This window comes from Streptomyces sp. NPDC048288, from assembly GCF_043201555.1.
Classification (GTDB): domain Bacteria; phylum Actinomycetota; class Actinomycetes; order Streptomycetales; family Streptomycetaceae; genus Streptomyces.
This window is the reverse complement of the sequence record NZ_JBICZD010000003.1, coordinates 14,470-35,451: the sequence shown is the minus strand read 5'-3', so window position 1 is coordinate 35,451 and position 20,982 is coordinate 14,470. Positions and strand designations below refer to the sequence as shown.

Sequence of the window (20,982 nt, the reverse complement as noted above, 5' to 3'; positions counted from 1 at the left end):
GCACCGGCGGCCCGCCGCATCATCGTGCCGCCTCGGTCCCGTACGCCCTGATCACGCCCGATCGGCGCCGTACGGGACCGAGGCGTTTGCCGTACCGGCCGTACCGAAGAAAGTGAGCCACCCACCGTGTCCGCAGTCTCCGACCGTCTGCCCACCTTCCCCTGGGACAAGCTGGAGCCGTACAAGAAGACGGCAGCGGCGCACCCGGACGGCATCGTCGACCTGTCGGTCGGCACCCCGGTGGACCCGGTCCCCGACCTGATCCAGAAGGCCCTGATCGACGCGGCCGACTCGCCCGGCTACCCCACGGTCTGGGGCACCCCGGCGCTGCGCGACGCGATCACCGGCTGGGTCGAGCGCCGCCTCGGCGCCCGCGAGGTCACCCACCGCCACGTCCTGCCGATCGTCGGCTCCAAGGAACTCGTCGCCTGGCTCCCCACCCAGCTGGGCCTCGGCCCCGGCGACAAGGTGGCCTACCCGCGCCTCGCGTACCCCACCTACGAGGTCGGCGCCCGCCTCGCCCGCGCCGACCACGAGGTCTACGACGACCCGCGCGACCTGGACCCGGCGAACCTGAAGCTCCTCTGGCTGAACTCCCCGTCCAACCCGACCGGCAAGGTCCTCTCGAAGCGGGAACTCACCGAGATCGTCGCCTGGGCCCGCGCCCACGGCATCCTGCTCTTCTCCGACGAGTGCTACCTCGAACTGGGCTGGGAGGCCGACCCGGTCTCCGTCCTGCACCCGGACGTCAACGGCGGCTCCTACGACGGCATCGTCGCCGTCCACTCGCTCTCCAAGCGCTCCAACCTCGCCGGCTACCGCGCGGCCTTCCTCGCCGGCGACCCCGCGGTCCTCGGCCCCCTCCTGGAGATCCGCAAGCACGGCGGCATGATGACCTCCGCCCCCACCCAGGCGGCGGTCGTGGCGGCCCTCTCCGACGACACCCACGTCCAGGAGCAGCGCGAGCGCTACGCCTCCCGTCGTACGGTCCTCCGAGAGGCCCTCCTGTCCCACGGCTTCCGCATCGAGCACAGCGAGGCCAGCCTCTACCTCTGGGCCACCAGGGACGAGTCCTGCTGGGCCACCGTGGCCCACCTGGCCGAGATGGGCATCCTGGTCGCACCGGGCGACTTCTACGGCGAGGCAGGCGAGAACTTCGTACGCGTGGCCCTGACGGCGACGGACGAGCGCGTGCGAGCGGCAGTGGAGCGGCTTTCTTAATACGCGCCCCAGCCAGAGCGCCCCTTTGGGGGCGCGGGGCTGTATCGATGTGCGGCTCCGCCGCGTGGGCGCGACCAGCCCCACCCACCCGCACCCGACGCACAACGAGAAGGGACCCAGGGAAAACCCCGGGCCCCTTCTCAACTCACCGGCGTGACCGCGTCGGCGTCAGCCGCCCAGCGGCAGCCCCTTCACCGGCAGCCCGCCCTTCGCGAGCCCGTCCGTCGGCAGCCCGCCGCCCTTCGTCGCGGTGGACGCCGTGTCACCCAGCAGCCCACCGGCGGAGCCGGCCGCGTCACCCGCGGTGTGCTGCACCACCGGTGCCGCCTTCTTGACGGTCTTGCCACCGGTCTTGCCCGCGGCCGGCACCGCCGACTCGACGGCCTTGCCCCCGGTGTGGCCGACGACCCCGGTGACGTGCTGCGCCGTACCGTCGGCGGTGTTGCCGACGCTCGCCCCGTCCAGCGCGGTCAGACCGCCCAGGTCGGGGGTGGCCGGCAGACTCGGGGCCGCACTGGCGGAGCCGGCCGCACCGACCCCGGCAGCCGCTCCCGCTGCGACGAGCAGCGCGGCACGGGCGATCCGGCGGGTCAGAGGGAGGGACATGATGCTCCATTCGACGGGAGGGAACGTGATCGCCGTGACTACCGCTCGAAGCCCGCGAAGGTTGCGGAGGCCCAAGGTAAAGAATTGATAACGCATCGCATTATCGGGTGTGGAGAAAAACGGGCAAACAGTGCCCCGCCGGTGCCTCTGCAGAATCCTTACGGCTGAGCGTTCCCAAGGGATTTCGGGCGTGCGGGAGTGACCGTGCGAAAACCTGAGCACGCCACCTGTGCGTTCCGCCCGGGCCGACCCGCCGGAGTGAAACCCCGAACTACTGCCCGGTGACGATCCGTACGGAACCCGCGGACTTCTCCGCGCCGCCCGTGCTCTGCGCACCGGCCGCCGCCTGCCACCGGCTGTCCGTGCTCCCGGCGGCCCACTCCCGGCCCGCGTACGACACCCGCTGGATGTGCAGCGCCGAGGCGTTGGCGACCGCCCAGTGCGCGAGCTGCCAGCCGCGCTCGCTCTCGGTACGGCCCGCCTTGTCGGTCTTCTTCCCCTCCGGCACCGGCACGGTCACGGTCCGCCCGTGCGCCGTGGCGGTCACGCTCGGCGTGGGCGTCGGCGACTTCGCCGAACTGCCGTTGACCTCGGCGCCGGCCTCCTCGACCGCGTCCCGCCCGAAGTCCCGTACGAGGGCGGTGCGCACCGCGTCCGGACCGGTCGCCGTGGCCGCCGCCTCGGTCGTGGCCGCCGGCCGCCCGTCACAGGTCAGTGTGGCCGCCGCCTGCCCGGTCAGCGCCGCCGCGAGCAGCGTGGCGTCGGTCTCGTGCTTGGCGTACGCCTCCGGGTAACCGCTGCGCTGCACGCGCTGCGCGGCCACCGTCAGCGGCAGGCTCTCGTAGTCGGCCACCTTGGCCAGGTGCGCGTAGAACATCCCCGCCGCGTACGCCGGGTCCAGGATCTGCTTCGGGGTGCCCCAGCCCTGCGAGGACCGCTGCTGGAACAGGCCCAGCGAATCCCGGTCGCCGTGCTCGATGTTGCGCAGCCCCGACTCCTGGATCGCGGTCGCCAGCGCGATGGCCACCGCCCGCTCGGGCATACCGCGTCCGGTGCCGACGGCGGCGATCGTCGCCGCGTTCACCGCCTGTTCGGGCGTGAACTGGTACGACTCGCCGTCGCTGCGGCCCGAGACGACCTTGCAGCCCTCGGCTCCGCCGCCTCCGGTCACGTACTGGACGACCAGATAGGCCGCGACGGCACACAGGATGAGCACGCCGGACACGAAACGCAGGAGGCGACCGCGGCGCTTGGGACGGTTGGGGGACGGCTCTGGCACGCGTACAACATACTGGAGAGTACGAGCCGTCCACCGCCGGGTCCGGAAGCCTGTGAATCAGCCCGGAGGACGCGGAGCGCTAGGGTCGAGGCCATGGCCGACACCTCGCTGGACCTCGCCTCGGACGCCGCCGTGCTCACCGCGCAGCTCGTCGACTTCGCCTCGGAGAGCGGCACCGAGAAGCCGCTCGCGGACGCGATCGAGAGCGCACTGCGCGCGCTGCCGCACCTGACGGTCGACCGGTACGGCAACAACGTGATCGCCCGGACGAACCTGGGCCGGGCCGAGCGCGTGATCCTGGCCGGCCACATCGACACCGTCCCGATCGCCGACAACGTGCCGTCCCGGCTGGACGAGGACGGCGTGCTGTGGGGCTGCGGCACCTGCGACATGAAGTCCGGCGTCGCGGTCCAGCTGCGCATCGCGGCCACCGTCCCGGCCCCCAACCGCGACCTGACCTTCGTCTTCTACGACAACGAGGAGGTCGCCGCCGACCTCAACGGCCTCAAGCATGTCGCCGAGGACCGTCCGGAGTGGCTGGAGGGCGACTTCGCGGTCCTCCTGGAGCCCTCGGACGGCGAGGTCGAGGGCGGCTGCCAGGGCACCCTGCGCGTGCTGCTGAGGACGAAGGGGGAGCGCGCGCACTCGGCGCGCTCCTGGATGGGCTCCAACGCGATCCACGCGGCCGCCCCGATCCTCGCCCGCCTCGCCGCGTACGAGCCGCGCTACCCGGTCATCGACGGCCTGGAGTACCGCGAGGGCCTCAACGCGGTCGGCATCTCCGGCGGGGTGGCGGGCAACGTCATCCCCGACGAGTGCGTGGTGACCGTCAACTTCCGGTACGCGCCGGACCGGTCGGAGGCCGAGGCCCTCGCCCATGTCCACGAGGTCTTCGCCGACTGCGGGGTCGAGGAGTTCGTGGTCGACGACCACAGCCCCGGCGCCCTGCCCGGCCTCTCGCACCCGGCCGCGGCCGCCTTCATCGAGGCGGTCGGCGGCACCCCGATGCCCAAGTACGGCTGGACCGACGTCTCCCGTTTCTCTTCGCTCGGTGTCCCCGCGGTCAACTACGGCCCCGGCAACCCGCACTTGGCGCACAAGCGGGACGAAAGGGTGGAAATCGCCAAGATCCTGGCCGGCGAGGAGCGGCTGCGCACCTGGCTGACCAGCTGAGTCACACGGCGCGGCTTCGCACCGGACATGCCGACGTCCCGCGCCTGTAACCCGCGCGGATCTACGCTGAGGTGGAAACACCTGCAAGCGGAGGGAGCGCTTATATGCCTACCGGTAACCCTGAGGGGAAGAAGGTGCCGCCGGACGAGCAGCGCCTGGGACCGGTCCTCCGACGGCGCGGTCAGGTGACCGCGAGCACGACGGACCAGCGCCTGCTCGACGCGGGCGGACCCTCCGACTGGGTCCACACCGACCCCTGGCGGGTGCTGCGCATCCAGTCGGAGTTCATCGAGGGCTTCGGCACGCTCGCCGAACTCCCGGCCGCGATCAGCGTCTTCGGCTCCGCGCGGACGCCGGTGGACTCGCCGGAGTACGAGGCGGGCGTGAAGCTCGGCCGCGGCCTGGTCGAGGCCGGCTGGGCCGTGATCACGGGCGGCGGCCCGGGCGCGATGGAGGCGGCCAACAAGGGCGCCCTGGAGGCGGGCGGCGTCTCCGTCGGCCTCGGCATCGAGCTGCCCTTCGAACAGGGCCTGAACCAGTACGTCGACATCGGCCTCAACTTCCGCTACTTCTTCGTGCGGAAGATGATGTTCGTCAAGTACGCGCAGGGCTTCGTGGTCCTGCCCGGCGGCCTCGGCACCCTCGACGAGCTCTTCGAGGCCCTCACCCTCGTCCAGACCCAGAAGGTCACCCGCTTCCCGATCGTCCTGTTCGGCAGCGCGTACTGGGGCGGCCTGGTCGACTGGCTGAAGAACACGCTGATCGCCCAGGGCAAGGCGTCCGAGAAGGACCTCCTCCTGTTCCACGTCACGGACGACGTGGACGAGGCGGTGGCCCTGGTCTCCAAGGAGGCGGCCCGCTAGGGGCGCCGGGGAAGGCGGCCGGGGGCCCGGCGCGGACGACGGACTACGCCAGGCCCCGCCGGGCCACCGCCGGCGGGCGGTGCCCGGCGATCGACGCCACCATGTCCAGCACCTGCCGGGTCTCCGCCACCTCGTGCACCCGGTACACCTGCGCCCCCAGCCACGCGGAGACGGCCGTGGTCGCCAACGTACCGATCACCCGTTCCTTCACCGGCCGGTCCAGGGTCTCGCCCACGAAGTCCTTGTTGGACAGCGAGACCAGGACCGGCCAGCCCGTCTCCGCCATCTCGCCCAGCCGCCGCGTCGCCTCCAGGCTGTGCCGCGTGCTCTTCCCGAAGTCGTGCCCGGGATCGATCATCACCGACTCCCGGGGCACCCCCAGCGCGACGGCCCGCTCGGCCAGCCCGAGGGTCACCCGCAGGATGTCGGCCATGACGTCGTCGTACGTCACCCGGTGCGGCCGGGTCCGGGGCTCGGCCCCTCCCGCGTGCGTGCAGACCAGCCCCACCCGGTACCGGGCCGCGACCTCGGCCAGCCCCGGATCGACCCCGCCCCAGGCGTCGTTCAGCAGATCCGCCCCGGCCTCGCAGACGGCCTCCCCGACCGACGCCCGCCAGGTGTCCACGCTGATCACGACGTCCGGGAAGCGCCTGCGCACCTCCGCGACGAACCCGACGGTGCGCCGCGCCTCCTCGGCCGCGGTGACCTCCTCGCCCGGCCCGGCCTTCACCCCGCCGATGTCGATGATGGCGGCCCCCTCGGCGACCGCCTGCTCCACGCGCGCGAGGGCCGGCTCGTCGCGGAAGGTCGCCCCCTGGTCGTAGAACGAGTCCGGGGTCCGGTTCACGATGGCCATGATCACCGGTTCGTGGGGTGCGAATTCCCGCCTGCCCAGCCTGAGCATCGCCTGTGACCTCTCGTAGTAAGTCCCTCGGTACGGCCGCCTGCGACCCTAACTGTCAGACTCGCATGGCACGATCGGACACAGACACATTCGACACTGAGCAAGCCCTGGGAGCCACCGCGATGGTTATGTTCCTGTTCCTGGTCGTCGCGCTCGCGGTCGTGGTCGCCGCGGTCACGCTCTCCGTGGTGAGCGGCGGCGAGAGCGGCCCGCTGCCCGAGGTGGCGCCGGAGCGGCTCCAGGACCCGCTGCCCCCGGACCGCCCGGTGAACCGCGCGGACGTGGAGAGCATCCGCTTCCCGCTCGCCCCGCGCGGCTATCGCATGGCGGACGTCGACGACGCGCTCAGCCGCCTCGGCGCCGAGCTCGCGGAGCGGGACGCCCGGATCGCCGACCTTGAGTCCGCGCTGGCCGGCGCCCAGACCGCGCCGCACACCGCGCACACCTCCCACACCTCGCTGGACAAGCCCCAGCCGGAGGACCGGCCGTGACCGACGGCGCGGCCCTGGCCGGCCCGGACGGCGGACTGCGCTGCCCCTGGGCCCTGTCCACCGAGGACTACGTGGCCTACCACGACGAGGAGTGGGGCCGCCCGGTCCACGGCGACGACGCCCTCTACGAACGCCTCAGCCTGGAGGCCTTCCAGTCGGGCCTCTCCTGGATCACGATCCTGCGCCGCCGCCCCGGCTTCCGCGCCGCCTTCGCCGGCTTCCGCATCGAGAAGGTGGCCACGTTCACCGACGAGGACCGCGAGCGCCTCCTCGCCGACGCCGGCATCATCCGCAACCGCTCGAAGATCGACGCGACGATGGCCAACGCGAAGGTCCTCGCGGACTGGGAGCCGGGCGAGCTGGACACTCTGATCTGGTCCTTCGCCCCCGCCCCGGGCGTCTACCCGGCCCCCAGGACCCTGTCCGACGTGCAGGCGGTCACCCCGGAGTCCACGGCCCTCTCGAAGGCCCTCAAGAAGCGCGGCCTCCGCTTCATCGGCCCGACCACGGCCTACGCCCTGATGCAGGCCTGCGGCCTGGTCAACGACCACCTGGAAACATGCGTGGCGAGGAGCGCCCCATAGGGGCGCGGGGCTGAGTCGATGTGCGGCTGCCGCCGCGTGGGCGCGACCAGCCACACCACACCCGCAGTTCCCCACGACGAGTCACCGCCCCAAATATTTGGGCTTCTCCTTGTTCACGAAAGCCTGCACGGCAATGGCGTGGTCCTCGGAGGCCCCGGCCCGGGTCTGCAGCTCGTCCTCCTTGTCCAGCGTCTCGTCCAGGGAGTGGTCGAGCCCGAAGGCCACCGCCTCCTTCAGCGCCGCATAGGCCACCGTCGGACCGGCGGCCAGCGCCCGCGCGACCTTCTCCGCCTCGGCCCGCAGCTCGCCGGACGGCACCACCTTGTTCGCGATGCCCAGCTCGTACGCATCCTGCGCGCTGATGCTCCGAGGGAAGAACAGCAGGTCAGCGGCCCTGCTCGGCCCCACCACCCGAGGCAGCGTCCAGGAGACCCCGGAGTCCGCGGTCAGCGCCACCCCCGCGAACGACGTGTTGAACGCGGCCGTATCGGCGACCACCCGGTAGTCCGCGGCGAGCGCGAACCCGAACCCGGCCCCGGCGGCGACCCCGTTCACCCCGGCCACCACCGGCTTCGGCGCCGACACCAGCGCCCGCACGATCGGGTTGTAGTGCTCCCGGACCGTCGTCATCGTCTGCCCGCCCCCGGTCTCCCGGTCGGACGCCAGCAGCGTGATGTGTTCCTTGAGGTCCTGCCCCACACAGAACGCCCGGTCCCCGGCCGCGGTCAGCAGGATCGCCCGGACCGCCGGGTCGGCCGCCGCCTCCTGCGCGGCGTCCCGGAGGGCGACCTTCGTCGCGATGCTGAGCGCGTTCATCGCCTCGGGGCGGTTGAGCGTGATCGTCGCGAGCCCGTCGCTCACTTCGTAGAGCACGGTGTCGGCCATGGTGCGTCCCCTCCGTCGTCATCGTCGTCGCGGCTGACGTACCGCTCAGTACGTCGATGCCCGAGGGACAGCATGGCGGAGATCGCCGTCCGGGGACCGGACCCGACGTGTGACCTGCGTCAAAGAAAACCGGGGGCGACTCGGTCGGCGTAAGGACGTGCGTCGGCGCAGTATCGCAGTCACATCGCCGAATTGAGTGGTTTTGCTCGCGTGCGTTGCCCAAGCGATGCCGACTGATGTTGGTCATCGGGTCCTGAGATGCGGGATAATGGCTTGGAAGCAATGTGTTCGATGCCGGTGTCGCGTGTCCGCTGAGGATCACGCGTGCCCTCCAGGGCCGTCGGTAGACGATGAGCTGTTGTCAGGAAGGGGAACGAGCATGGCGGCCATGAAGCCGCGGACGGGTGATGGCCCGCTCGAGGTGACCAAGGAGGGGCGGGGCATCGTCATGCGCGTTCCGCTCGAAGGCGGCGGTCGGCTCGTCGTCGAGCTGACCCCTGACGAGGCCGCGGCGCTCGCCGACGCCCTCAAGAACGTCGTCGGCTGAGGCGTCAGCGCCCAAACCCTTTCGGCCGCCCCGGTACCGCACGCGGTGCCGGGGCGCAGCCGTGTCTGGGGGAGGTGCCCGGCCGTTGCCGGGGCGAGGCGTCCGCCGGGTTCAGCGCTTGACCGCGCAGAGCAGCCCGTCGCCCACCGGCAGCAGCGACGGCATCAGCTCCTGGCTCTCCCGGACCGTGCGCAGCAGTTCGCGCAGCCGCAGCACCTCGGTGGGCTGCGGACCGGAGTCGACCGTGCGGCCGTTGGCGAAGACGCCCTCGAAGACGACCAGTCCGCCCGGCCGGAGCAGGCGCAACGATTCAGCGAGGTAGTCGGAGTACTCCTGCCGGTCGCCGTCGCAGAAGACCAGGTCGTAGCCGGCGTCCGCGAGGCGGGGGAGTACGTCGAGGGCGCGGCCGGGGATGAAGCGGGCCCGGTTGCTGGCGAAGCCGCACGCGCGGAAGGCGTGCCGGGCGAACTGCTGGTGCTCCGGCTCGGGGTCGACGGTCGTCAGGACGCCGTCCGGGCGCATGCCGTGCAGCAGGTACATGCCGGACACCCCGCAGCCCGTACCGATCTCGGCGACGGCCTTGGCGTCCACGGAGGCGGCGAGCAGACGCAGCGCGGCGCCCGTGCCGGGCGACACCGAGCGCAGCCCCGCCTCGCGGGCCCGGTCCCGGGCCCAGCGCAGTGCTTCGTCCTCGGCGACAAAGGCGTCGGCGAACGCCCAGCTCGTCTGCCGGTTGCCGGTAATGACCCTCTCCTGTCCCCGTGGTTGCCTGGGCGTGACTGTATCCGTTGGCACCGGGAACCCGCAGATGGGACCAGGCGTTTATGGGGGTGGAAGAGAAGGCGGGGGGACACGAATGGATCACGATGACGAGCGGGCGGTCGAGCAACCGCTGATGCGGACGGACGAGCCGGGTCAGCACAGATCAAGTTCTTGTAAAACCGCTTATCCGGTGCTAACGGGCGAGGTGGCTATGGTAGGGGCTCCACTGGACACCACCAGAGCCGACAGGGGAGGTGCGGCCGCGCCTGGGGATCGGGGAGGAGTGCTGCGGCGCTTCCTCGGGTCGGCAGGCAGGCCGAAATCCGTGAACGACACCGCTGCTGACCCCAGCCACGCCGACGCGCTCGCCATGGGCGAGGACCGGACCGCGACCTTCTCCACCGACGCGGACGGGCAGGCATGGACTCCGCCCACGTGGGAGGAGATCGTCAGCACACACAGCGGCCGCGTCTACCGCCTGGCCTACCGCCTCACCGGTAACCAGCACGACGCCGAGGACCTCACCCAGGAGGTCTTCGTCCGCGTGTTCCGCTCGCTGTCGACCTACTCGCCGGGCACCTTCGAGGGCTGGCTGCACCGCATCACCACCAACCTGTTCCTCGACATGGTCCGGCGCAAGCAGCGCATCCGCTTCGACGCCCTCGGCGACGACGCGGCCGAGCGCCTGCCCAGCCGCGAGCCCACCCCCTCGCAGGCCTTCAACGACGCGCACTTCGACGCCGACGTCCAGCAGGCCCTGGACACCCTCGCGCCCGAGTTCCGCGCCGCCGTCGTCCTGTGCGACATCGAGGGCCTGTCGTACGAGGAGATCGCCGCGACCCTGGGCGTCAAGCTCGGCACGGTCCGCTCCCGGATCCACCGCGGCCGCTCCCAGCTGCGCAAGGCCCTCGCGCACCGCGACCCGGGGGTCCGCAAGGCCGAGCGCCGCTCCTTCGTGCCCCGTGTTCCCGCACTGGGAGGAGGGGGCGCGACCGCGTGAGTGGATCACGACCGAAACCCGCCGAGCGTGCGCTCGCCGAACAGCATCTGGGAGATCGACTCTCCGCCCTGGTGGACGGAGAGCTCGGTCATGAGTCGCGCGAGCGCGTCCTCGCCCACCTGGCCACCTGTGCCCGGTGCAAGGCCGAGGCGGACGCCCAGCGCGCGCTGAAGAGCGTCTTCGCGGAGGCGGCCCCGCCGCCGCCCTCCGAGAGCTTCCTGGCCCGTCTCCAGGGCCTGCCCGGGGGCGACCCGGACGGCGGCGGCTCGCCGTTCGCCGGGGGAGGCCCCACGGGGCGCGGAGCCGCCGACGGGATCTTCGGCGTGAGCCGGGAGGACCGCTTCGAGTTCGGCTACGTCCCCGCCCGCCCGCACGACCCGGCCGCGGTCGCCGACCGGGGCTTCCGCATCCACCCCGTCGGCCGCCCGGACGGCGACCGCTCCGCCTCGCGCGGCATGCGGTTCGCGTTCGTCGCCGCCGGGGCCGTCTCGCTGGCCGCCGTCGCCCTCGGCGGGGTCACCGCGGGCATGCCCGGCTACCCGGCCGCCGACGCCCGTTCCACCGGCGGCGGCAGCGTCGCCCCGGCCGGTACGGCGGGCACCGGCACCTCCGGCGCCGCCGACTCGCAGCGCCGCCGCTCGCTCAGCCCGCTGCTGGCCTCCGGCACCCTGCTCGGCGGCACGACCGCGGTCCCCACCTCGGTCTCCGCACCGCTGCTGCCCGGGGTCCCCTCCCCGGCCGCCGGGCAGAGGGCGCTGCGCGCACTCACCGCGCCGGTCATGGCCGGTGCGGCCGCGGTCTCCCCGCTGATACGACCGCTGACCGCCACCCCGCCGTTCGCCCTCACCTCGTGGAACGCCCCCGAGGCGACCGGCACCGGCCTGTTCGCCGCACCCGTCCCCGACACGACCTCCGCCCCCTCCTCCCCGTCCCCCGCTCACTCCCGCTCCTCGCGCACGGCCCACTGACCGGCCGTACCACCTGCTGAACGCTCCTGCCGGGTGGCCCGTGAACCTGGTTGAATCCTGTGAACCAGCCATGCCCGTGGCGCTGTCCCGGGCACGGATTCGACCTTCCGCGAGCCCGCCCGTGCAGGGGGCCGTGGTCAGCCCACGAGGAGAACATGGACGAGGGGATACCGACGTCACCGGAGACACCCGGCGACGCGGTGCCTGCCACGGGGGAGCGGGCGAAGGAGGTGACAGCCGCCGCGCCGAGCGAGGCGGCCGTGGACACCGACCGCGACTTCGGCCTCGGCCATCGCGAACTCGCGCGACCGGGGGCGACCCCGGGCGCGAGGAACGTCCGAGAGGTCTCCGAGGGTTCCGAGGCCGAGGGCTTTACGGGCTCCGCAGGCGGTGAGCGCGGCGGCTCCGGGGGCGACGGCGAACCGGCGCGGGCGGCCGCCGCCTCGCCCGAAGCCGCCCGGCAGCCACCGTCACCGCTGCCGCCCCTGCCCCTGCCGCTCGACGAACCCCGCGGCGGGCGGGCGTCCCTCCAGCAGGCCGATGCGGTCGCGCCGTGGGAGCGGCGCCGGACGAGGAGCCGGCGGACCTTCGTGGCGGGCGCGTTGCTGCTCGCGGTGGTCTCCGGCGCCGTCGGCGGGCTGATCGGCGCCTATCTGGAGCGCACCGGCGGGCTGGAGTCCGTACAGCTGCCCCAGCCCGGCCCGCCGCCGCCCGGGCGGCCTCCGGGCAGCGTCGCCGCGATCGCCGCACGGGCCCTGCCCAGCGTCGTCACCCTGCGGGTCTCCGGCGCCGGCGAACAGGCCACCGGCACCGGCTTCGTCCTCGACGCGCGCGGGCACATCCTGACCAACAACCACGTCGTCGCGCCCGCGGTGTCCGCCGGCGGCCGGATCACCGTCACCTTCAGCGGCGGAACCGCCGCCAGGGCGACGGTCGTCGGCCGCGACACCGGCTACGACCTCGCCGTGGTCCAGGTGCACGGCGTGCGCGACCTCACCCCGCTGCCGCTCGGCGACTCCGACGCCGTCCGCGTCGGCGACCCGGTCGTCGCCATCGGCGCCCCCTTCGACCTGCCGGGCACCGTCACCGCCGGGATCATCAGCGCCAAGGAACGGCCCATCACCTCGGGCGGCGGGAGCGGCGACGGCAGTGACGTGTCCTACGTCGACGCCCTGCAGACCGACGCCCCGATCAACCCGGGCAACTCCGGCGGCCCCCTGCTGGACGTCCACGCCCGGGCCGTCGGGGTGAACTCCGCGATCCGGTCCGCCGACGACCAGGACGGCCCCGGCGACGGAGGGGCGGGTTCGACAGGACTCGGGTTCGCCATACCGATCAACCAGGCCAAGCGGGTCGCCGAGGAGCTCATCGCCACGGGGAAGGCGACCCACCCGGTCATCGGGATCACCCTGGACATGGGCTACACCGGCGACGGCGCCCGGATCGACGCCAAGGCCGCCGACGGCGGACCCGCGGTCACCGTGGACGGCCCCGGCGCCCGCGCCGGACTGGCGGCGGGCGACGTCATCACCGCGCTCGACGGGCAGCCCGTCCACTCCGGCGAGGAACTGATCGTCCGCACCCGGTCGCACCGCCCCGGCGACCGGCTGAGCCTGACCGTCGAACGCGCCGGCGCCGAGAAACGGCTCACGCTGGTCCTCGGGTCTTCGGACAGGAACTGACAGAAACCTCACAGGCGAGACCCCGTCCGTGCCCCGACTAGGCAAACAACCCGGAAAACCGGTCGTACACACGCAGTCGGACACCTCGGGACGGTACCGGTCGGACAGGTCCGCCGGGTACCGTGGACCCGGCCCGGACCACGGAACAGCCGCAACAGCGACCGGAGGGCCGAGGACCGAGGACATCGCAAGGAGCTTCAGGTGTTCAATGACATAGGACCACTCGAGCTGGTGACGATCATTGTGCTCGCCGTGCTCGTCTTCGGTCCGGACAAGCTCCCGAAGGTCATCCAGGACGTCATGCGGACCATCCGCAAGATCCGGGAGTTCTCCGAGAGCGCCAAGGCGGACATCCGCCAGGAACTGGGCCCGGAGTTCAAGGATTTCGAATTCGAGGACCTCAACCCCAAGACGTTCATCCGCAAGCACATCGACGGTGACGAACTGGGGCTCAAGGAGATCCGCAACGGCTTCGACCTGAAGAAGGAGATGGCCGAGGTCACGGACGCGGTGCACAGCCGCGAGACCGACTCGCCCTCCTCGCCCTCTTCGGGGAGTGGCCGGATCGACATGACCAAGAAGCCCGAGGAGCCCGGCAAGGACGACCGTCCGCCGTTCGACGCGGACGCCACCTGAGCCTCCTCACCCACCTGGACCTGAGCGGCGTACGTGACGCGTTTCATAGCGCATGTGCGCCGCTCAGGCGTCTCCGACGGCTTGAACCCGCCGCCCGCGCGACCCACGCACCGGGCGGTTTCGCTGCTGGTCCCGGCAAGGTGGATATGCTGCCGAGTTGTTGTGCGGACCGGACGAGTGCGCCCGAAGGGGGGCGGGCCGCCCCGGACCGACTGGAGCAAGGAGGCGTCCGGGCAGATGGAGACGACAAGTCGGGTGGGCGGACAGACACCGGTCGCGGAGAACGGACAGCAGGTCCCCTCCGTCCGTCGTACGGTCGACGGCTACCTGCTGGCGACCTTTCCCTGGTACGGCCTCGACGAGGCGTTCACGGGGCCGCGCTGGCTGATGCAGGTGGGTGCGGCGGCCGACGGCGCGGTGGAACACGGTTCGATCGGACACGGCGACGAGCCGTCCGTACGCAATGAGCACCTCGCCTCGTCGGTCGGCGAGCCGAGGGAGAAGTTCGCGGTGGTCGTGACGGTGGCGGCCAGCCCGTCCCGGCGGAGCGCCGACGGCACGGGCCTGCTGGAGGCCACGACGGTGTCGTCCGCCGCCTGGCTGGCGGGCGTCGGCCTGCTCTCCTTCACCTGGCCCGGCCAGATGGACCACAGCCTCCGTGACGACTGGCTGGAGCAGCAGACCGAGACGGCCTGGGAACTCGCCGACGACCTGGCGGGCGACGCCTGGTCCACCCTGTCCCTGCCCGTCGACGGCGTCCCCACCCCCTTCCACTACCGGGAGTCCGAGTTCGGCTGGGTCCTCGCCGGCTCCACCTCGGAAGGGGTCCACCTGGGCGCGTACGGGCGCGGGATGAGCGCATACGGGCTCGGCTTCGCGATGATCAAGGACATCGAGGCGTACGCCTGACGGTCCTCCGGCTACCGCCCCGCGTGCTGAGAACGCGGGGCGGTGGCCGGAGCTGTGGCGCAATCGATCAGGGCTTGATCAACGTCTTCAGGATTGCCGCGACCGCCGCGATCTGGGCGAGAAGCCAGGCAATCTGCCCGGAAAGGCCGCGTAGCCGGTGGATCGACAGCAGCAGGGCGAAACGGCTGGGCCAGTACTGCCGTTCTTCCTTCAGCGTCGTCGTGTCCATCCAGAGGCCGGTGAGTGTCAGGATGAAGAGCGTGAGGACGGAATACAGGAGCAGCACACTGACGTTCGAGTCGGCGTACCGGGTCAACAGGCCGAGCAACAGTGCGGGCATGGCGTAGGCGAGCGTGACGCTCCACGCCCGGGTGGCGCTGCGGCGGCCGGGCAGCTGGCGCCACAGGGCGCCCAGGGTGAAGCCGACACCACCCCATGCCAACTGATAGGCAATGAACCCCGCGATGAGATTCGGAATCGCGGTGGGTTCGAGCGTGAGTTGCAGCCCGTCATACAGATCGGTCGACTCCAGGTAGAGAAGGCCGAAGCTCGCCGGAATCCCGAAGCAGAAAGCCAGGAGGGCCGCCCGTCGGGCGTTGAACCACCAGTGGACTTCCGGCCCCCAAGCCAGAGCGACGTCCAGAATGGAAATCTGGTTGGGTGGGTTTTTCGCCAGACAGCGCGATACCAGCCACTGTCGCAGCTCGCGCAATTCTCCCTCCAGTTGGTCGCAAGTGACACCGCTCAGGCGTCCCTGATCCAGTAGCTGGAGTTGATGGTTGAGATTGCGATACTGATGAGCCTTTTCCATCAGTTCGCCCATCCTGTCGACGCCTGGCTTGTGCATGCGGAAGAGATATCCCATTCGGCTCAGCACCGACCAACGTCGTCCGGCGGCAATGATCGCGAAGAGCGAGATGATATTCAACACGAGCCAGACACCATACTGTGCATTATTGGATGCAAATTTGGCGCCTCTCATTCCCACGGTCAAGGAAAATAGTACGGCAATGATCAGGAGGTCAGATTTTTCAGGCCCCAGGGGGATGTTCTCCATTTTTCGACTGGCCAGAGCGCGTTGCGTCACGAAGTGCGAGTGCAACAGGGCGAGGAGTGCGACACCCGTGAGGAGCCAACTGTAGGTGAAGATCCATGTGAGGTCATAGAAGGAGAAATTCAACAGATACTTGTTTACGTACTCGTCATGCTTTGCGGAGCTGTTTAGCTCGATGAGCCATGTGACCCGTTCCCATTGGTTTCCAGCTGCCCATAGGAGGCACCAGAAGAAGCCGCCGACGATCACCAGCAGCAGAGTGGAGACGGCTGCGACACAGAGAACAGGCGCTTCGTTCCATACGCGGGTCCAGCCAATGGGGACCAGTCCTCCCTCGCGTGCGAAGCGCCACGCCCACGCGGTCATCGCGGCCAGCCACAGCCACACGGTCGCCACGCCGATGAGTACGTACCCGACCCTGCCGGACAGTGGCGCCACGGGCATTGCCAGGCTCCAAGGCAGGCCGAAAAGTCTGTGGCCGAGGATCACCAGCATGCCGATCGCCGCCATCGCGGAAGCGAAACCGATGACGGCGCGTGCCTGGCGCCGCCGGTGGCCCGCGAAGCAGCCGGGCTCATCAGCGCGGGCATGCCAGGGGCGGGCGACGAGGATCAAGGTTAGGCCGGCAGCGATGCAGATGATGTGCCATGGGAGTCCGACGGTTTTCTGCCGGTTGAGCTGAAGCAACGTCAGGGCCACTGCCCCACTGAGCAGAGCCCATTGCAGAACTGGTCCGGCGAGGGCCCGTCCTGCTCCGAAGTCGCTGAGTCGCCACCGGGTTTCCGTTCTCCTGAACGCGGGAGACGTGTACATCCGGCGGGCGCGAAGTGCGGTCAGCGCGAGCACGCCCGAGGCGAACATCCACCACGTGGCAATGCCTGCCGGTTTCCAGAGCGACTGGTCCCAACTCAGGACGATTGAGCGTTTCCAGGGCAGATCGAGTGCGAGGCAGCGATGTTCGTGCTTGGAGCAGAGTTGCGCGGGCCGCTGATCGGCCCACGTCACCTTGGTATTGTCGGCAGACGCTGTCTGCCCGTAATGCTCAAACTCGAGGTCGTCTAGTTCGGCCTCTACTTTCCAGTGAGCATTTTTCAGCGTCGAAGGCTGGAGAAAGACGATCCATTTATCTCCCTTTTCCCTGGATCTCGCGATCTTCCAGGGGCCGAGCATGTAACTACGACGGTCCCTGATCCAGGCGATGGAATTGTACGTCACCGCAACTTTGTCCCCGTCGGCGACGGCGACTGGATTTTTTTGACGCCATTCAGTGAAGCGAAGATTGTTGTCCGGTCCGCGTAGGAGACAGTGCATAGCCTTCTGGTAGCCGGCCGATTCCTCGCTGAATGTCAGCTGGTTCGCCATCTCCCACTTCGGTGCAGGAATCTCGATTTTCATTTCGGAGGAGACCTGGATGAAATTCTTGTGGTGTTGGCGGAAGCTGATTTTTGCGTTCACCTTGCTGGTGTCGAGTTGTCCCTCCTGGCAGTCGTCATTATTATTCTCTCGAGCCTCCGCGGGAGCACACGCCCACCACGTAAGCGCCAGGATCACCAACGGCAACAGTCGCAACCACCGGACACTCGTCATTGTGTCGACACCTCCTCACCGAAGAATTTAGTGAAGGTGTCCGATGCGACATGCGCAGACACACAGGGTAGGCGTTGCGCCCACTCCTTCGTCCCAGTCTGCGGAATTGAGGGAAAGCAGTCGGTGGCTGATAATGGAATCCGATGACCGTCAAGTGGTTGACGGAGGAATTATGACGGACATAAACGTTTCCGCTCCTAGGGCGTCGCTTCCCGCCTTCGAGGAAGCCGAGCCGCTGGGTCCCCAGGACGCGGAGTTCGTCCGGGATCTGGCCGTGGTGCTGGCCAAGCACGGCAACCTGAACCGGTTCGGGCTCTGCCTTCTGCACGATCACTTCCCGATCGCCGCGGACGAGGTGCTGGTGGAGACGAACGACTCCAGGGCCCGCACACTGCAGGCGCATGTGGAGAAGGCGGCCGGTACACAGCACATCAAGGCCTCGCAGTGGCGTTTCCTGCCGCATGCCGAAGGCGTGCGGGGCGGGGAGCCCGAAGGAGGCACCTTCCAGGCGCTCATGCTGTGCCTCACGCAGGACCTGTGCCCGGGGAACGACTGAAGAGGGCACCGTCCGCGAGAGACGGCGCCCCCTTCAGTCCTAGTGGCTCAGAACCCGAGGCTCAGAACTTGTTCTTCGGTGTGATTCCCAGGGAGAGGCCCGAGAGGCCGCGCTGGCGGCCGCCCAGTTTTCCGGCGATGGCGCGCAGGGCCGTGCCGGCCGGGCTGTCGGGGTCGGTGAGGACGACCGGCTTGCCCTCGTCGCCGCCTTCGCGCAGGCGCACGTCGATCGGGATGCTGCCGAGGACCGGGACCGTCGCGCCGGTGGTGCGGGTGAGGCCGTCGGCGACCGTCTGCCCGCCGCCGGTGCCGAAGACGTCGACCATCTCGCCGCAGTGCGGGCAGGGCAGGCCGGACATGTTCTCGACCACGCCGACGATCTTCTGGTGGGTCTGGACCGCGATGGAGCCGGCCCGCTCGGCGACCTCGGCCGCCGCCTGCTGCGGGGTCGTGACGACCAGGATCTCCGCGTTCGGGACCAGCTGGGCGACCGAGATGGCGATGTCACCGGTGCCCGGCGGCAGGTCCAGGAGCAGGACGTCGAGGTCGCCCCAGTAGACGTCCGCCAGGAACTGCTGGAGGGCACGGTGCAGCATCGGGCCGCGCCAGACCACCGGGGCGTTGCCCGGGGTGAACATGCCGATGGAGATGACCTTCACGCCGTTCGCCGACGGCGGCATGATCATGTTCTCGACCTGGGTGGGGCGGCCGTCCGCGCCGAGCATCCGCGGGACGCTGTGGCCGTAGATGTCGGCGTCGACGACACCGACCTTGAGGCCGTCGGCGGCCATCGCCGCGGCGAGGTTGACCGTGACGGAGGACTTGCCGACACCGCCCTTGCCGGAGGCGACCGCGTAGACCCGGGTGAGGTTGCCCGGCTTGGCGAAGGGGACCTCGCGCTCGGTCTGCCCGCCGCGCAGCGCGGAGGCCAGCTCCTTGCGCTGCTCGTCGCTCATCACGTCCAGGGTGACGTCGACGCGGGTGACGCCGTCCACCCGCGAGACCGCCTCGGTCACCCGCTGGGTGATCGTGTCCCGCATCGGGCAGCCGGAGACCGTCAGGTACACGGTGACCGCGACCGCGCCGTCCTCCCCGATCTCCACCGATTTGACCATCCCCAGTTCGGTGATGGGTCGGTTGATCTCCGGGTCGTTCACCGTCGCCAGTGCCTCGCGCACCGCGTCTTCGCTAGCCATACAGACGATGGTACGGCGAGGCACAGGCCCCCTATAACGCCCCTCAGCGGTCTTCTACGTCACGCCCCGCCGACCGTTCTGCCGGGAATACGGCATGTTCGTGATGCCCGTTCCGGTGTTCGTCCATCTCTTTCAACAGGTCCTGCAGCTCGGAACGGATCCAGTCCCGGGTCGCCACCTCGCCCAGACCCATCCGAAGGGCGGCGATCTCCCGGGTCAGGTACTCGGTGTCGGCGATGGACCGTTCGTTCTGCTTGCGGTCCTGTTCGAGGTTGACCCGGTCCCGGTCGTCCTGCCGGTTCTGCGCGAGCAGGATCAGCGGGGCCGCGTAGGACGCCTGCAGGGACAGCGCCAGGGTCAGGAAGATGAACGGGTACTCGTCGAAGCGCAGCCTGCCGGGCGCCGCGATGTTCCACACCACCCAGACGACGACCACGATCGTCATCCAGACGATGAACCGCCCGGTGCCCAGGAACCGCGCGATGCGCTCGGACAGCCGCCCGAAGGCCTCCGGGTCCCACTCGGGCAGCAGCCTGCGCCGCGGCGGGCGCGGCTGGTCCAGCCGCACCCCGCGCGGCCGGGTGGCGGCGGTGGCACCGGACGGCGTGCGCTCGCGGCCGCTCTCGCGTTCAGGCGCCATGGCTCCCCGCCCCCTTCTCCGCCGCCGGCTCCCGCGTCGCCTGCTCCTCCTCGTCGAGGTGGAACTCGGTCTCCCGCCAGTCGTCCGGCAGCATGTGGTCGAGGACGTCGTCCACCGTCACCGCGCCCAGCAGCGACCCCGTCTCGTCCACCACGGGCGCCGCGACCATGTCGTACGTGGCGAAGAACCCGGCGATGACCGGGAGCGTGGCCTCGGGGTCGAGCGGCTGCAGGTCGTCGTCGGCGACCAGCGAACTGACCAGGGTGTACGGGGGGTCCCGCAGCAGCCGCTGGAAGTGGACGGTGCCCAGGTACTTGCCGGTCGGGGTCTCGTCGGGCGGACGGCAGACGTAGACCTGGGCGGCGAGGGCCGGGGAGAGGTCGGGGTTGCGGACCCGGGCGAGGGCGTCGGCGACGGTGGCGTCCGGCCGCAGCACGATCGGCTCGGTGGTCATCAGACCGCCGGCCGTGTGTTCCTCGTACGACATCAGGCGCCGCATCTCGGCCGCGTCCGCCGGCTGCATCAGGCTCAGCAGCCGTTCCTTGTCCGGCTCGGGGAGCTCGGAGAGCAGGTCGGCCGCGTCGTCCGGGTCCATGGCCTCCAGGATGTCCGCCGCCCGCTCCTCCTTCAGCTTGCCGAGGATCTCGATCTGGTCGTCCTCGGGCAGCTCTTCGAGGACGTCGGCCAGCCGGTCGTCGTCCAGCGCGGCGGCCACCTCCGCGCGGCGCTTCGCGGAGAGGTGGTGCAGCACGTTGGCGAGGTCGGCGGGGCGCAGCTGCTCGAAGGTGGCGAGCAGGCTCTCGGCGCCCTGCCCGTGCTCCTCCAGGGAGAACCCGGTGACCTGCGACCACTCGACGGTGAGCGACTCTCCCCTGGTCCGCCGGAACGTTCCCTTCCGTCCCTTGCGGACGAAGACCCGGTCGACCTCCCACTCCCGGCGGGCCGGCCGCTGCTGCACGCCCAGGTCGAGGACGGTGACCTCCTCGCCGGTGTCGGTCAGCCGGACCCGGCGGTCGAGGAGTTCACCGAAGACCAGGCGCTCGGTGGGGCGCTGCTCGAAGCGGCGGACGTTGAGCACGCCGGTGGTGATGACCTGGCCCGACTCGATGCTCGTCACCCGGGTCATGGGCAGGAAGATGCGGCGCCGGGTGGACAGTTCGACGACCAGGCCGAGCAGCCGCGGCGCCTTGCGGCCCACGCGCAGCATCACGACAAGGTCCCTGACGCGGCCCACCTGGTCGCCGTTGGGATCGAAGACGGCGATGCCGGCGAGGTGCGAGACGAAGATCCGGGGAGCGCCGGCTGCCATGGGTTCGCTTCCTTTGCCTACTGAAGTTCCACTTGCTGGATTTCCTGCCCTTTCTGCCCGCTCGGTGGGCTTCAGGCTAGCCCGTACCGATCGGATACGCCCTGGTGGGCGGTCCGGACGGACCGGCTCCG

Annotated in this window: 21 protein-coding genes; 12 read left to right on the top strand and 9 right to left on the bottom strand. The window is 70.3% G+C overall.

Annotated features, from left to right (window positions below; all coding sequences use genetic code 11):
* The first annotated feature begins 126 nt into the window (after positions 1-126).
* The gene (locus ACGFZS_RS11465) at positions 127-1,221 is read left to right on the top strand and encodes a bifunctional succinyldiaminopimelate transaminase/glutamate-prephenate aminotransferase (RefSeq protein WP_393794907.1); all 1,095 of its coding nucleotides are present in this window, start codon (positions 127-129) and stop codon (positions 1,219-1,221) included.
* Between the two features lie 168 nt (positions 1,222-1,389).
* On the opposite strand, the gene ACGFZS_RS11460 is transcribed toward ACGFZS_RS11465, so the two are convergent.
* Both ACGFZS_RS11460 and ACGFZS_RS11455 read right to left on the bottom strand, forming a co-directional pair.
* Positions 1,390-1,827, bottom strand: a complete 438-nt coding sequence (locus ACGFZS_RS11460) for an ATP-binding protein (RefSeq protein ID WP_393794906.1) — start codon at positions 1,825-1,827, stop codon at positions 1,390-1,392.
* Positions 1,828-2,098: 271 nt separating this feature from the next.
* Positions 2,099-3,106 (bottom strand): heavy metal transporter, encoded by a 1,008-nt coding sequence (locus ACGFZS_RS11455; protein ID WP_393794905.1) that lies wholly within the window; start codon positions 3,104-3,106, stop codon positions 2,099-2,101.
* Between the two features lie 93 nt (positions 3,107-3,199).
* Here ACGFZS_RS11455 and dapE point away from each other — a divergent pair, with 93 nt between their 5' ends.
* On the top strand, positions 3,200-4,279 hold the full coding sequence (gene dapE, locus ACGFZS_RS11450) for a succinyl-diaminopimelate desuccinylase (protein ID WP_393794904.1): 1,080 nt from the start codon (positions 3,200-3,202) through the stop codon (positions 4,277-4,279).
* Between the two features lie 104 nt (positions 4,280-4,383).
* A complete protein-coding gene (locus ACGFZS_RS11445; protein ID WP_355722791.1) occupies positions 4,384-5,142 on the top strand; it encodes a TIGR00730 family Rossman fold protein in 759 nt (252 codons plus the stop codon).
* 43 nt (positions 5,143-5,185) lie between these two features.
* On the opposite strand, the gene folP is transcribed toward ACGFZS_RS11445, so the two are convergent.
* Positions 5,186-6,046, bottom strand: a complete 861-nt coding sequence (folP, locus tag ACGFZS_RS11440; protein WP_393794903.1) for a dihydropteroate synthase — start codon at positions 6,044-6,046, stop codon at positions 5,186-5,188.
* 122 nt (positions 6,047-6,168) lie between these two features.
* On the opposite strand from folP, the gene ACGFZS_RS11435 reads away from it, so the two are divergent.
* A complete protein-coding gene (locus ACGFZS_RS11435; protein WP_393794902.1) occupies positions 6,169-6,537 on the top strand; it encodes a DivIVA domain-containing protein in 369 nt (122 codons plus the stop codon).
* Entirely contained in the window at positions 6,534-7,121 is a 588-nt protein-coding gene (locus ACGFZS_RS11430) for a DNA-3-methyladenine glycosylase I (RefSeq protein ID WP_393794901.1), read from the top strand. Before ACGFZS_RS11435 ends, ACGFZS_RS11430 begins: the two co-directional genes overlap by 4 nt.
* A gap of 81 nt (positions 7,122-7,202) precedes the next feature.
* Here the strand turns inward: ACGFZS_RS11430 and ACGFZS_RS11425 are convergent, their stop codons facing one another.
* Positions 7,203-8,006 carry an enoyl-CoA hydratase-related protein gene (locus ACGFZS_RS11425; RefSeq protein WP_355722802.1) on the bottom strand — a complete coding sequence of 268 codons (804 nt, stop codon included), beginning with the start codon at positions 8,004-8,006 and terminating at the stop codon, positions 7,203-7,205.
* Between the two features lie 379 nt (positions 8,007-8,385).
* Between ACGFZS_RS11425 and ACGFZS_RS11420 the strand changes: the two genes are divergently transcribed.
* Entirely contained in the window at positions 8,386-8,553 is a 168-nt protein-coding gene (locus ACGFZS_RS11420) for a DUF3117 domain-containing protein (RefSeq protein ID WP_069751535.1), read from the top strand.
* A 111-nt stretch (positions 8,554-8,664) separates the two neighbouring features.
* Here the strand turns inward: ACGFZS_RS11420 and ACGFZS_RS11415 are convergent, their stop codons facing one another.
* Positions 8,665-9,348 (bottom strand): O-methyltransferase, encoded by a 684-nt coding sequence (locus ACGFZS_RS11415; RefSeq protein ID WP_359226459.1) that lies wholly within the window; start codon positions 9,346-9,348, stop codon positions 8,665-8,667.
* 250 nt (positions 9,349-9,598) lie between these two features.
* On the opposite strand from ACGFZS_RS11415, the gene sigE reads away from it, so the two are divergent.
* From sigE to ACGFZS_RS11390, 5 genes are all read left to right on the top strand, one after another.
* The gene (gene sigE / locus ACGFZS_RS11410; protein WP_355722805.1) at positions 9,599-10,315 is read left to right on the top strand and encodes an RNA polymerase sigma factor SigE; all 717 of its coding nucleotides are present in this window, start codon (positions 9,599-9,601) and stop codon (positions 10,313-10,315) included.
* Positions 10,312-11,283 carry a zf-HC2 domain-containing protein gene (locus ACGFZS_RS11405; RefSeq protein WP_393794900.1) on the top strand — a complete coding sequence of 324 codons (972 nt, stop codon included), beginning with the start codon at positions 10,312-10,314 and terminating at the stop codon, positions 11,281-11,283. Before sigE ends, ACGFZS_RS11405 begins: the two co-directional genes overlap by 4 nt.
* A gap of 155 nt (positions 11,284-11,438) precedes the next feature.
* The gene (locus tag ACGFZS_RS11400; protein ID WP_393794899.1) at positions 11,439-12,965 is read left to right on the top strand and encodes a S1C family serine protease; all 1,527 of its coding nucleotides are present in this window, start codon (positions 11,439-11,441) and stop codon (positions 12,963-12,965) included.
* A 201-nt stretch (positions 12,966-13,166) separates the two neighbouring features.
* The gene (locus ACGFZS_RS11395) at positions 13,167-13,601 is read left to right on the top strand and encodes a sec-independent translocase (protein WP_393794898.1); all 435 of its coding nucleotides are present in this window, start codon (positions 13,167-13,169) and stop codon (positions 13,599-13,601) included.
* 237 nt (positions 13,602-13,838) lie between these two features.
* Positions 13,839-14,510, top strand: coding sequence for a hypothetical protein (locus ACGFZS_RS11390; protein ID WP_393794897.1), 672 nt, complete (start codon positions 13,839-13,841; stop codon positions 14,508-14,510).
* 67 nt (positions 14,511-14,577) lie between these two features.
* Here the strand turns inward: ACGFZS_RS11390 and ACGFZS_RS11385 are convergent, their stop codons facing one another.
* Positions 14,578-17,151 (bottom strand): DUF6185 family protein, encoded by a 2,574-nt coding sequence (locus tag ACGFZS_RS11385; protein ID WP_393794896.1) that lies wholly within the window; start codon positions 17,149-17,151, stop codon positions 14,578-14,580.
* A gap of 172 nt (positions 17,152-17,323) precedes the next feature.
* On the opposite strand from ACGFZS_RS11385, the gene ACGFZS_RS11380 reads away from it, so the two are divergent.
* The gene (locus ACGFZS_RS11380) at positions 17,324-17,707 is read left to right on the top strand and encodes a hypothetical protein (protein WP_393794895.1); all 384 of its coding nucleotides are present in this window, start codon (positions 17,324-17,326) and stop codon (positions 17,705-17,707) included.
* A 61-nt stretch (positions 17,708-17,768) separates the two neighbouring features.
* On the opposite strand, the gene ACGFZS_RS11375 is transcribed toward ACGFZS_RS11380, so the two are convergent.
* Genes ACGFZS_RS11375 through ACGFZS_RS11365 form a run of 3 tightly spaced genes read right to left on the bottom strand, consistent with a single transcriptional unit; the run spans position 17,769 to position 20,851 of the window.
* Positions 17,769-18,902, bottom strand: coding sequence for an Mrp/NBP35 family ATP-binding protein (locus tag ACGFZS_RS11375; protein ID WP_393662649.1), 1,134 nt, complete (start codon positions 18,900-18,902; stop codon positions 17,769-17,771).
* 43 nt (positions 18,903-18,945) lie between these two features.
* Positions 18,946-19,542 (bottom strand): DUF1003 domain-containing protein, encoded by a 597-nt coding sequence (locus tag ACGFZS_RS11370; protein ID WP_365686723.1) that lies wholly within the window; start codon positions 19,540-19,542, stop codon positions 18,946-18,948.
* Positions 19,532-20,851 carry a magnesium transporter MgtE N-terminal domain-containing protein gene (locus ACGFZS_RS11365; RefSeq protein ID WP_393794894.1) on the bottom strand — a complete coding sequence of 440 codons (1,320 nt, stop codon included), beginning with the start codon at positions 20,849-20,851 and terminating at the stop codon, positions 19,532-19,534. The genes ACGFZS_RS11370 and ACGFZS_RS11365 overlap by 11 nt, the downstream gene beginning before the upstream one ends.
* Positions 20,852-20,982 lie beyond the last annotated feature (131 nt).